At 47.5% G+C, this 11,679-nt stretch carries 11 protein-coding genes; 6 read left to right on the top strand and 5 right to left on the bottom strand.

What is annotated here, in order from left to right; genetic code table 11:
* Window positions 1-3,290, bottom strand: a 3,290-nt coding sequence (locus QUA07_RS21025) for a two-partner secretion domain-containing protein (protein ID WP_333328756.1), incomplete at its 3' end; no start/stop codon positions are given.
* An 81-nt stretch (window positions 3,291-3,371) separates the two neighbouring features.
* Here QUA07_RS21025 and rnhA point away from each other — a divergent pair.
* The 5 genes from rnhA (at window position 3,372) to blaOXA (ending at window position 7,352) form a co-directional block, all read left to right on the top strand.
* Window positions 3,372-4,277 (top strand): ribonuclease HI, encoded by a 906-nt coding sequence (rnhA, locus tag QUA07_RS21020; RefSeq protein WP_333293335.1) that lies wholly within the window; start codon window positions 3,372-3,374, stop codon window positions 4,275-4,277.
* A 235-nt stretch (window positions 4,278-4,512) separates the two neighbouring features.
* Entirely contained in the window at window positions 4,513-5,301 is a 789-nt protein-coding gene (locus QUA07_RS21015) for a HipA family kinase (RefSeq protein ID WP_333328753.1), read from the top strand.
* Window positions 5,279-5,677 carry a DUF3037 domain-containing protein gene (locus QUA07_RS21010; protein ID WP_333205224.1) on the top strand — a complete coding sequence of 133 codons (399 nt, stop codon included), beginning with the start codon at window positions 5,279-5,281 and terminating at the stop codon, window positions 5,675-5,677. The genes QUA07_RS21015 and QUA07_RS21010 overlap by 23 nt, the downstream gene beginning before the upstream one ends.
* 238 nt (window positions 5,678-5,915) lie before the next feature.
* Window positions 5,916-6,329, top strand: coding sequence for an MAPEG family protein (locus QUA07_RS21005; RefSeq protein WP_333328750.1), 414 nt, complete (start codon window positions 5,916-5,918; stop codon window positions 6,327-6,329).
* A gap of 150 nt (window positions 6,330-6,479) precedes the next feature.
* Window positions 6,480-7,352: a class D beta-lactamase gene (gene blaOXA / locus QUA07_RS21000; RefSeq protein WP_333328747.1), complete on the top strand. Its 873-nt coding sequence runs from the start codon at window positions 6,480-6,482 to the stop codon at window positions 7,350-7,352.
* Between the two features lie 164 nt (window positions 7,353-7,516).
* Here blaOXA and QUA07_RS20995 read toward each other — a convergent pair whose 3' ends face one another.
* Complete coding sequence (locus tag QUA07_RS20995) at window positions 7,517-8,062, bottom strand: phosphatase domain-containing putative toxin (RefSeq protein ID WP_333328744.1); 546 nt, start codon at window positions 8,060-8,062, stop codon at window positions 7,517-7,519.
* Window positions 8,063-8,119: 57 nt separating this feature from the next.
* Here QUA07_RS20995 and QUA07_RS20990 point away from each other — a divergent pair, with 57 nt between their 5' ends.
* Entirely contained in the window at window positions 8,120-8,758 is a 639-nt protein-coding gene (locus QUA07_RS20990; RefSeq protein WP_333328741.1) for a pentapeptide repeat-containing protein, read from the top strand.
* A gap of 77 nt (window positions 8,759-8,835) precedes the next feature.
* On the opposite strand, the gene cruG is transcribed toward QUA07_RS20990, so the two are convergent.
* From cruG to QUA07_RS20975, 3 genes are all read right to left on the bottom strand, one after another.
* Complete coding sequence (cruG, locus tag QUA07_RS20985; RefSeq protein ID WP_333328738.1) at window positions 8,836-10,047, bottom strand: 2'-O-glycosyltransferase CruG; 1,212 nt, start codon at window positions 10,045-10,047, stop codon at window positions 8,836-8,838.
* Window positions 10,048-10,298: 251 nt separating this feature from the next.
* Window positions 10,299-11,240, bottom strand: a complete 942-nt coding sequence (cruF, locus tag QUA07_RS20980) for a gamma-carotene 1'-hydroxylase CruF (protein ID WP_333328734.1) — start codon at window positions 11,238-11,240, stop codon at window positions 10,299-10,301.
* A gap of 55 nt (window positions 11,241-11,295) precedes the next feature.
* Complete coding sequence (locus QUA07_RS20975; protein ID WP_333328731.1) at window positions 11,296-11,676, bottom strand: hypothetical protein; 381 nt, start codon at window positions 11,674-11,676, stop codon at window positions 11,296-11,298.
* Window positions 11,677-11,679 lie beyond the last annotated feature (3 nt).

Genomic DNA, 11,679 nt, shown 5'->3' with positions numbered 1-11,679 from the left:
GGTGGAGTCGGTGGAGTCGGTGGAGTCGGTGGAGTCGGTGGAGTCGGTGGAGTCGGTGGAGTCGGTGGAGTCGGTGGAGTCGGTGGCTCGTTGATGGTGGGTTGATTGGTAGTGACGATCGCACTATTGCCTTGAGTGTAAGAATTTATGAACGATCGCCCTTGAGTAATCGTACCTAAAGCATTGCTGGCGATCGCCCCAGCAGTACCGTTAGTCGTCGCATCTCCCACTGCAAAAGGTATTGGCGGATTGACATCGCCGCCGCCGTGGCGGATCGTAACTGTACCGGGTTGAGTGCCACCAAGAGTCGAGACGCTAACAGGGGTGGCGTTTTGGTTAAAAGTACCCGTCACTCGAACTAAACCCGGAGTTGCGATCTCAACATTACCACCGGGAGCATTGATCGATGCAACACTGATATCATTTTGGGCATTAAGAGTGACTGTCGGAGTTCGATCAAACCCAATCGGATTAACATTTATTCGCCCAATGCTGATTTCGTTTCCGGCTAAAATCCTCACAATTCCCGAAGCATCGATATTGCCGGTGCTGACAGTTCCCCTGCTGCCAGTGACATCAACTTCAACTCCCCGCAAATCTCCTGAATTTACATTGCCAGAAGTTGTCAAACTGACATTTCCTGTTGTAGCGTCTGTATTGCCAACATCAATACTTCCCGTATTGCTAGTTACATTAACTCCTACTCCCCGCAAATCTCCTGAAGTTACATCCAGCGGCGCTGTTAAATTGACAGTATTTTCTGTTGCTGTAGCGGAGCCAATATCAATAATTCCAGAAGTGCTATTTACATTAACTTTTGTTCCCAGCAAATCCCCTGAATTTACATTTCCCGAACCTATTATATTAATATTCCCAAGAGATGTAGTATTGGCGACTTCAATATTTCCCTGATCGCTATTGAGATCGACTGACCCCCCCAGCAAACTCCCTGCATTTAAGTTGCTAGTTGCTCTCAAAGCAATCGTAGCCGCCGGAGCATTGATGGAATCAACGCTAATATTAGTTTGGGCGTCCAGATTGACTGTAGGGATAATGGGATTAACTGGATTTGTGGCGACAGGATTAACAGTTATTGCCCCTGTGTTTATTGCCTCCTGTGCCGCTATAATTCTGACATCTCCAGAAGTAGCGATCGCCCCCGTATTAACACTCCCATTGCTACTGCTAGCATTGACAGTCGCAGCGGTGAGATTGCCTACCGTTAAATCCCTAAAAGCTGTCAAATTGATATTCTCAGTTGCTGTGATATTGACAGGTGTAGTATTAGGCACAATGGTATTGGCATCCGTCAAAACCCCCAAGGCCCCGGAGTTACTGGTAACATTAACATTAGATCCCTGCAAAGTCCCAAAATTGACATTGCCAAAAGCTGTGAGTGCGATCGCCCCAGAAGTCCCAGTATCGATCGACCCTGTTACTATATTGCCTCGAACAGTATTCAGACTAATATTGCCGTTAATATCAGCACGAGAAACGTCACTTGTCAATATAATATTGTCATTAGCTTGAATATTAATTGTCGAACTAGAGGTTAATCTGCCCCCAACTACCACTGCCCCTTCCCTGCTTTCGAGACTAATTTGACCGCCATTAATATCTCTAGTTGCGATACTTCCCGGCGCTGACAAAATCACCGGCCCGCCGGCAGAAATATTTTCAACAGAAATCAAATTATTCGACAAAAGAGACGCAGGAGTAAATATTGCATCGTCACCTAAAGGATTAGGTTGTTCATTATCACCCGGAGTATCCGTAGGAGAATTAGGAACATTAGGAGAATTTGCCAGATTTTGCACTCCAGCCCGCAGAATTAAGGCCGGACTGCTGGTTAAAATAGCAATATCTGGATCGCCACTCACATTTTCCCTACCCAATGCAATATCGGGGCCCGTAATTGTAATTTCCTCGGCAACAATGCTCCCCCTCGCCTCGACTTTCAGGGAAACTCCGGTATAATCTCCAAAGAAAACATCTCCTTCGGAACTGATAATCGGGTCAAATAAACTGACAAAGTTTCCCGGCATTCCCGACAAACTGAGAATCGAAAAATTGCCACCAGAAACAAAGTGGGAATCCCCCGAAATAACGCCGTTGCTAACCAAACTCAAATTGCCGCCACTTTGGAATTGCGCGGGAAGAGATAAGCCGCCGATCGCATTTTGAGTGAGAATATCAATAGTGCGATCGCCCTGAATGTATAAATTCCCCCCAGCCTGCGCCAAAAAAGGATTCTGGGCGCTGTCCCTGACCCGCACCGCATCCCCACCCAGCAAACTCAAATCCCCCGTAGTTTGCAGCCTAGCGCCCGCTAACGTGAGATTTTCCGCAGCCCATAAATTCGCACTTCCCGCATTCAACTGCGGCAGCCCAGACACATTAGCAGCAATCGCCACATCCCCATAATTCACCTGCAAACCAGAACCCACAAGCCGCACAGAACCATCCCCAGCAACCGCAACACCCGTCGCCTGATTTTGCCCAGTACCTGTCAGCAACTGCGGCAAAGAAACAGGATTTAAAGTCTGTTGAGAATTACCAAAATTTCCGCCCGTTGCTATTTCCAAACTCAACAAATGCCCTGGTTGACTAATGCGGAGAACCCGATCGCCCTCAACAGCAGCAACAGTAATTTGCCCGCCCGCAGCCGACAACTGCCCGGTACTAACAACCGTACCGCCAAGCAAAGCCAAATTTTGCCCCGGAGTCACCGCTAAATTGCCAGCATTAACAATACTTCCGGCTACACCCGCACCAAAATAAAAAGCATTTGGCGTACCAACCAATGCGCTAAAATTATTTGTACCCGCAGCATTAAACCAATTTGAACCAAAACCGACACCAGTAGCAGTAGTTGCAGTAAAAGCCGCCGGCACATTCAAACTCGCGTTCGGGCCAAACACAATCCCCGCAGGATTAATTAGAAACAGATTAGAATTGCCGCCCGTGACAGTAATTAAACCGTTAATTAGCGAAGCGTCCCCGCCAGCAATGCGAGCTAATATATTCTGAATAGCCGAATTAGTCAGAAAATTAGCAATTTGACCTTCATTCAAGCCAAACTGCCCAAAACTGTGAAAAAGATTCGCGCCGTCTCCCGACAAACTGCCGCCGTTGATATCATAGCGGTTGCCGCTGGGGGTGACAACAGTACCCGTACCGTCGGTAGCAGGGATTATGGGCTGTGCTTGCGCGAAAGTATTAAAAATTAACAAAGAAAACGGACAAATAAATAGCGCAACCTTTTTAATCTTTAAGTTGGCATTTTTCATAGCAGCAAGTAAAACTATCCTAATTGCCTTAATTATCGCACTTGCAAACAACTTACCCCTAAATAACAAATTAATTCGCTCATGACAACTCCAAAAATCAAAAGCCTCTACACAGACGGCGCTTGTTCCGGCAACCCAGGCCCTGGCGGCTGGGGTGCAGTAGTTTGCTTCGCCGACGGCAACTGTCACGAACTCGGGGGTGGAGACCCCCAAACCACCAACAACCGCATGGAAATGCAGGCGGCTGTCGCTGCGCTGGAATTTTTTGCCCGTTCCGGTCAAACCGAACCAGTCACCGTTTACACCGACAGTGAATACGTTAAAAACGGCATCACCAAATGGATTCAAGGCTGGAAAAATAAAGGCTGGAAAACTTCAACGGGCAAAGATGTTGTCAACCAAGACCTCTGGCATCTGCTAGACAAGCTGAATTCCCGGCAAATCCAGTGGGAACACGTCCGCGGCCACTCCGGCGACTTCTACAACGACAGATGCGATGAAATCGCCCGCAGCTTCTCCCACAATCTCACTCCCGAACTGCAACAGCAGAAACCAACGGGAGACGAGGCCGGGGCGGGCACGGGGACACCGCCCCTACACTTTGAAAATACAATTGTTTCGGAAGAAACGGACGCAACTGGTAACAAAACGATAGAATCCTATGTCATAACTTCTGACCTTCCGATCTCCAACTCTACCATGATGGATTCAACTGCCGATACCCTGGAGAACTTGCCCCGCGAGGTGAGGGTTCAAGACCTCCGCAATCTGATCGAAACGTTGCACATCGCCGACGAGGTTGCTACGAAAGGCTACTTGATTACCAGTTCTGAACTGGCTGATTTGATGGATGTAAATGCCAGCGCTGTCACCAGTCGCGGAGACAACTGGGTTTGGCGAAATTGGGTAGTTTCGCGGGTGCGGCGCGAGGGCAACCAAATTCTCTGGCAATTAGAGAGAATCGACCACGTTAGTACAACTGATTAGTGGTTAGTCATGAGTTATTAGTTGATTAATGACTGATGACTAATGGCTGTCTCAAAGCAAGATTTGGCAAAATTCCGTAGGGACACAACATTGTTGTGTCCTTTTAGTCATCAGTTTAGTAAACAAACTACTTAACATCAGTCTCAGTTTCAAAAAATAATCCAACTGTAAGCCCGTGCTCCCAACCCTCATAAAATCAGTGATTTCCTATCGAAAATCTCAAATCGAAAATAGCATGAGTCCCAGCTTGCGAACAGTCATTGCTACCAGGTATGTCACTCCCTTGCGCGAGGGCGGCTCGCTGCCGGCGATCGTCGAAGCAGATGATGATGGTATGTACGTGCTCAAATTTCGCGGTGCGGGCCAGGGAGCAAAATCTCTGATCGCGGAGTTAGTGGCGGGAGAGATTGCTCGCGCCTCCGGGCTCCCAATCCCCGAACTCGTCTTTGTTGAACTCGATCCCGAACTGGCTAGGACTGAGCCTGACCCGGAAATTCAAGATTTGATCCGAGCAAGCGCGGGCCTCAACCTCGCCCTCGACTATCTCCCCGGTTCCATCACATTTGACCCGATAGTGGGTAAGTCCGAGGCGGATTTGGCCTCAGAAATCGTCTGGTTCGATGCTTTTGTGACCAACATCGATCGCACGTCGCGCAATGCAAATATGCTGGTATGGCATCGCCGGCTTTGGCTGATCGATCACGGTGCAGCCCTCTACTTCCACCACACCTGGAAAGATTATCTCTCGCGCAGCCGCGATCGTTTTCCTCCAATCAAAGACCACGTTCTGCTGCGTTTTGCCAGTACGCTGGAAGCGGCAAATTCCAAGATGACTCAAAGGCTAACGCCGGACATCATTTGCAACATTGTTAAACTAATTCCTGATACTTGGCTGGTGGGAGATTCTCCTTTCAGCGATAGCAACCAACATCGGGATGCTTATATCGAGTACCTGCTAAATCGGCTAGAATCACCACATATTTTTTTGGAGGAAGCGATTAGTGCCCGATCGATTTCTTTATGATTATGCCATTATCCGCGTCGTTCCCAAAGTTGAGCGCGAGGAGTTTATCAACGTGGGGGCGATCGTTTCCTGCGGTACGAAAAAATTCCTCGAAGCCCGGATCGAAATTGATGAACAGCGCTTGATGGCGATCGACTCAACGTTGGATCTGGAAATGATTCGCAATCACCTAGCAGTCATTCCCATCATTTGTGCAGGCGGCAAGGAATCTGGCGCGATCGGTCAACTTCCCCACAGAGAGCGCTTTCACTGGCTCGTAGCGCCCCGCAGCACGATCGTTCAGACATCGCGGGTACACACTGGTTTTTGCCAGAGTCTACCGGGTGCGATCGAACATCTGCTCGATACAATGGTGCGATCGTCAAGCCGATTTTAGATTTTAGATTTTAGATTTACTCATTTTAGCTAAAGATGAGAACGCCAGAACCATTGTACTGACGGGAAACTTTTCTAAAGTGTTAGATTGTGTCCGATCAATTAACCGCAATCAGATTGGATCGCGCGTGCTCACGAAAGTCCGCACTCTGGCTGCGGACTTTCGCGGGCACATATCCGTTTTTTATTACTGTAATTGACCGCACATAATATTAGCTGCAGTGGAGCAAGGTAGAAAGATGATGCAAATGGAACAGACAAATATGACTTTCCCTCTCTGGGGTTTAGCAATTTTCATTTTGTGGACGATCGCAGTCGTTATCCTCTTGCTAGCAGTCAGGATTCGTCATCTATCTGTCGGCGGATCTCCCAAAGATTTCGGCATACAAAACGACGACAGCTTGCTATGGCGACTATTTCGAGTACAATCCAACTTGATAGAAAACCTGCCTTTGTATTTGGGAGTTGTTTTTCTTCTAACAGTTAGGGGTGTTTCAGGAACAGCAGTAGATTTGCTGATTGTTGTGTACATCCTATTTCGACTGGTACATTCAGCGATTCACATCGCTGGTCTCGATCCAAAGTTTCGGTTGTTCAGCTTAGTAATTCAGTTAAGCTGTTTGGTCGCGTTAACTATTATGGCAGTTTTGTAGGTGAGAAATTACGCGGCACATATATAGTAGAGTAGGGTGCGTCAGGGACAAACCTTAATTGTTTCTTACACAACGTAAGTCAGGCGCACCTTACAAGTCGATCGCCCCTGTGACATTACTGCCTGTGATTTGGCTAAATTATCGAAGTTTATGAACCCAATATCTCGTGCGATCGCTGTTATTTTAATTGTATTAGGCTGCATTATTTCTGTTTTAGTTCAGCCACCGCAATCAGCCTTAACCGTGCCACCTCCAGTGCAACAATCTCCACGACGCGGAGGAGATGTTGCTCAGACAATGAATTTTGGACGGCACTTTCAAGAACGAGGAGTTGAAGGCTCGATCGCAATTTACGATTTGAATAGCGATCGGCTTTATCAACACAACCCGCAGCGTAACGCCACAGCTTTTTTACCCGCATCTACATTTAAGATTCTCAACTCTCTGATTTCTTTAGAAACCGGGGTAATTTCAGATGAGCTTGCCGTGCTAACTTGGGATGGAATTCAAAGGCAAATTCCAGCCTGGAATCGAGACTTGAATATGCGAGAAGCCATGAAACTTTCCGCCGTTTGGTTTTACCAAGTTCTCGCCCGCCGAGTCGGACACGAGCAAATGCAAAAATGGGTAGCTAAAGTCGGTTATGGCAATCAAAAAATCGGTAACAAAGACGATATTGACAAATTCTGGTTAGAGGGAGAACTGCGAATCACACCCAACGAGCAAATTCAATTTCTCCGCCGTCTCTACAAAAATGACTTACCCTTCTCGGAGCGATCGCTGTCTCTGGTGAAAGACATCATAATTGTTGAACAAACTCCCGATTACACAATTAGGGCAAAAACAGGATGGGCAAATTTTGGAGAACAAACAAAGCCTCAAATTGGCTGGTATGTAGGTTATTTAGAGAAGAATAAAAAAGCTTATTTTTTTGCTACAAACATTTACATCCGCAACCCAAATGACGCACCTGCAAGAATCGAGTTAACGCGCCGTTGCTTCAAAGATCTTGCGCTGCTGTAAGTGCGTTATTTATTCTATAAAATTCGCAAAAACGCCAGCGGATTGGCTAACGGTGACAGCCAAAACACCCATTTATTCAATGCCTGAGTTCGATCGTAGGAAGCCGAGTCTTTTAAATCTTTTAACACTTACGCAATTAGCACATATATATAGTTGCTATAGTGCTATATATCATTCCTCGCAGCAAGGCGACAATCCTCTAAGAGAGCATTAAGTTCTTCAACGACTAGCCAGGGGTTTCGACCTTTCAAACAAGCTACGATTGCTGCTTCATAGGGATTTCTGCCAGTTTTTTTTACTGCTGCGATCGCCTGTTTGTTAGACAATCCCCGCGCGCTGACCAACCAAGCAGCCAAAACCTGTCCTGTACGTCCGATCCCCCCAGAACAGTGAACTACCACCCGTTCGCCTTGGTTATTTGCAGATTCCAAGAACGGCAATATGCGATCGATTAAAATATCGCGATCGACCAATTCAAAGTCTGCAATCGGCGCCCAGCAAACTCGATCGCACCCAAATGTTTTCCGATATGTTCCCAGTAAATCAGTGTAGCGGATGAGTTGCGTCTGAGCAAGCAAGCAGCAAACTTGCTTAATATTATGCCCCTGCATAAATTCAATCCACCGAGCAAGTTCTGCATCGCGGTATCCTGGTCTGGCTGCACCAAACACAATTAATTCATTCTCTGAAGCCGCAGCGAATTTGTCCATACTGTTTGCAATATTTTTACCTATAATTAAGAAAGACGCACAAATCCTGAATCTACAGTGAAAAACAACAGCTCGATCGGTTTAATGAACTGGCTGCAACCCAAACCAGAAACTGTTTTGTTATGCGACTCAAGTGCAGCAGCTTCTGAGATGGCATTCATGCTCAACGGTGAATGGGATGGGTGCAATAGTTTGGTGCTCTCTAAATGCGACAAGGTAGCAATTGAAGCAGCCGCCCGTTTGCTGGAGACATCCTGGTGCTACCAAAATACTTGCGAACCCGTTTTAATTCGGCTGGAAGTTGACGAATTGCTGCGCCGCTATGGGATTGGAGACAGGTTTTTTATTAATGCTAACTTGCGATGCGCGCAATTGAGCGAACTTTGCTTTGAAAACATTGATTTGAGTTATGCTAAATTGAATTTTGCCAACCTCAGCGACACTAATTTAAGCAAAGCCAACTTAATGGCAGCACAAATGCAATCGGCAAATTTGAGTGGCAGCAATTTGAGTGGATCGCAACTTGTGAGGGCGAACTTATCAGGAGCAAATTTATCTGATGCTAATCTCAGAGGTGCTGATTTGAGTTATGCAGATTTAAGCAATGCTTGTTTAACAGGTACTGATTTAAGAAGTGTAAATTTAGCTAGAGTAGACTTAAGAAAAACTTCGTTAAATGGGGCGATTTTTGAGTAAAATTTGGGCAAAATCGGGACGGGCAGGATGCCCATCCCACAAAATAAGCGACTTATTTAGGGCTTGCGTTCCCATGATTATTCATACTTTCGACCGCGCCACTGAGTAGGCTGATTCAACGCAGAAATTAGAATTCGCAAAAACGCCAACGGATCGGCCAAAGGTGACAGCCAAAACAGCCATTTACCCGATGCCCCAGTTGTATCGTAGGAAGGTGCGATCGCCAAACACAAAGCCGATCGCACTGCAACCAAAAATACATTCAATCCCAACAGCCAAAAGTGCGGAAAGACACCAACCGGCGGCAGCGAACCAAACAGCAAATAGCACAACACAATCGGCACCGGCAAACCTTGAACCGCAAGCAACAGCCACAAATCGCCCCAAATTTGACCGCTTGAAGCAGCATCTTTCAAATCGAGCGATCGACCCCATTCATTCCAAGTCTCGATCGCCCCCTCATACATCCGCACCTTCAACACTTTTGCCCCATCCAAAAAGCCCACCTTAAAGCCCTTAGCAGCCGCATAGCGAGCCAGAGTCACATCATCGCAAAAAGAACCCCTCGCGACCTCATAGCCCCCTAATGCCACCAAAACCTCGCGCTTACACAAGAAACACTGACCGTTCGCCATCACCCGTTCCGGCACATCCCCGCCAGTCCCCGTCGGCCCGAACCGATAAACCAAAGTCATTAACAAAGCAGGTTGCAGCCACAACTCCCCCGGATATTTGAGGATAAACTGCGGCGAGAGTGAAATCAAATCGTAATTTCCAGCTTTCGCCGTTTTGAGTAAACTCGCAATCAAGCCCGGATGCGGCACAGTATCCGCATCTATGCCCAAAATCCACTCGCACTTCTCGGAACTTGCCAAAAAACCCGCATTCAGCGCCCACGGACGCCCAACCCAACCCGCCGGCAGCGGATCGTCGTTAATCAAGCGAAACCGGGGGTCTTTTTGGGCGGCTGCTTTGACTAAATCTCCGGTTCCGTCTACCGAATAGCTGTCAACCACAATTACTTCTCGGAGTTCGTAACTTTGGCTGGTTAATCCTTCCAAACAAGGCGAAATGCGATCGGCTTCGTTCAAAGTCGGTACTACCGCCGTACAAGAACCTAACAAATCCAGCGTCGGCGAATCGGGTTCCAGGGGCGGGATACGCGATGGGCCTTTAATCAAACGCGACATCAGAAGGGCTGCGGCGGGCAATTGTAGCAGCAGGAGTGCGACAGGGATGATGGTTGTCAGCGGTTGGGAGAACAGGTGAGGGGCGATCGGCAAAACCATACTATTGAATAATTGAATAATTGGGAATGACTGACGGGATATAGGTTGGGAGCTTATTTACAGTTGATTTTTTTGGTAACTGATATCAATTTAAAAATTTAATAAAATTTTTGCCTCAAACATATTACAGGAATTGGGCATGAAAAAATCGCCACTGAAAAACCCGGTTTCTTGTAGAAACCGGGTTTTTAAACTAGCTCAAAATTTAGTGTAAATTTTTGCTAAATCAGCCGCAGTTGCTCGCTAGCAACTTACTTACGCAAAACGCCCACGGGCTGAGGTGGAATTTCAGCCGTGATAACAGATGTATCCAAAGACGGCATTGTTTCGGTTACGTCACCTGTTGCGGGTTTAGCGATCCAGCTTAACGCGATCGCCGGAACTACACCCAGAAGCACCGCTAGCGATGTCGGGAACCAGAACCGAGAATCCAAGGAAACTACAGTGATAATTGCTCCGAAAGCAAAGTTTACCAAATAAACAATTAAGGGCAAACCCAATTCCGATCGCTCTAATTTAATCGATGTTTTTCTCCACAAGAAAGCTGCTACAGACATAAATAGCGCCCCCGTGCCCATCCAGCCAGCCAAATTGCGGTAAGGCATCCCAAAGAAAGCCCCAAGTTCCTCAAACTCCCAAAAAGGCACAGAAGTTTGACTCATCGCCGGATCTAGTACAAAATCCCAAGCTGTTAGCAGCAAAGCACCAAGGGCGATCGCCCCTATTTGGCGCACCCAATTGAGTTCACCTTTACCAACCGCTACTCCAGCGCGAGCAATTATGTATGAAACCAGTCCCAGATAAAACCACGAGAGGGGAATTGTAAACGGAACCAGCCCTGCAATTTTGTAGCCCAAACCGCTCAAATAATGGTAGTGGCCAAAGGGAAAACCCGTACTCGTTCCCAGCAACTCGCTACTCAAGGACAAAAACACAGAAGGCAGTAAAAAAGCCAGAGTTGCACCCCAACCCAACGTCCGCAAGGCATAGAGAGCAACCGCTGCAGCACCAAAGATGATATAAACTACTCCACCCCCAGCCATCCCCCACTGGAATAGAGTTTGCCCTGCTGGTGGCAAACTCATCACCAATTCGGGACGGGGTAAAATCAGCAGCAACCCTGCCAATCCAAAAGCCATTGACAAGACGTGGGCAATTAAGCAAAAGCGCTCAGCAATCAAAAGTTGCTTCATGGGACTCCTCGAAAAAATATTAGATGCAAAAAGCACTCTTAACAGTTTACAAACTTTAACAAAAAACCAACTGCAAATGACAGTTGTCAGTTGTCAGTTGACTGTTGACAGTTGACTGTTGACAGTTGACTGTTGACTGTTGACAGTTGACTGTTGACAGTTGACTGTTGACAGTTGACAGTTGACAGTTGTCAGTTGTCAGTTGACAGTTGACTGCCAGCCCGATGCCCGATGCCCGATGCCCGATGCCCGATGCCCGATGCCCGATGCCCGATGCCCAATTCCCCATGCCCCATGCCCGATGCCCGATGCCCGATGCCCAATTCCCCATGCCCCATGCCCGATGCCCGATGCCCGATGCCCCATGCCCCATGCCCCATGCCCCATGCCCAATGCCCAATGCCCGATGCCCGATGCCCAATGCCCGATGCCCCATGCC

The sequence above is a fragment of the Microcoleus sp. T3_A4 genome (assembly GCF_036700465.1).
Lineage (GTDB): Bacteria > Cyanobacteriota > Cyanobacteriia > Cyanobacteriales > Microcoleaceae > Microcoleus.
This window is presented reverse-complemented; position numbering and strand designations above follow the sequence as displayed.

Coding starts and splice junctions, on each gene's coding strand:
- rnhA (WP_333293335.1), top strand. CDS start 3,372: ATGACAACTCCAAAAATCAAAAGCCTCTACACAGACGGCGCTTGTTCC.
- QUA07_RS21015 (WP_333328753.1), top strand. CDS start 4,513: ATGAGTCCCAGCTTGCGAACAGTCATTGCTACCAGGTATGTCACTCCC.
- QUA07_RS21005 (WP_333328750.1), top strand. CDS start 5,916: ATGATGCAAATGGAACAGACAAATATGACTTTCCCTCTCTGGGGTTTA.
- blaOXA (WP_333328747.1), top strand. CDS start 6,480: ATGAACCCAATATCTCGTGCGATCGCTGTTATTTTAATTGTATTAGGC.
- QUA07_RS20995 (WP_333328744.1), bottom strand. CDS start 8,062: ATGGACAAATTCGCTGCGGCTTCAGAGAATGAATTAATTGTGTTTGGT.
- cruG (WP_333328738.1), bottom strand. CDS start 10,047: ATGGTTTTGCCGATCGCCCCTCACCTGTTCTCCCAACCGCTGACAACC.
- cruF (WP_333328734.1), bottom strand. CDS start 11,240: ATGAAGCAACTTTTGATTGCTGAGCGCTTTTGCTTAATTGCCCACGTC.
- QUA07_RS20975 (WP_333328731.1), bottom strand. CDS start 11,676: ATGGGGCATCGGGCATTGGGCATCGGGCATCGGGCATTGGGCATTGGG.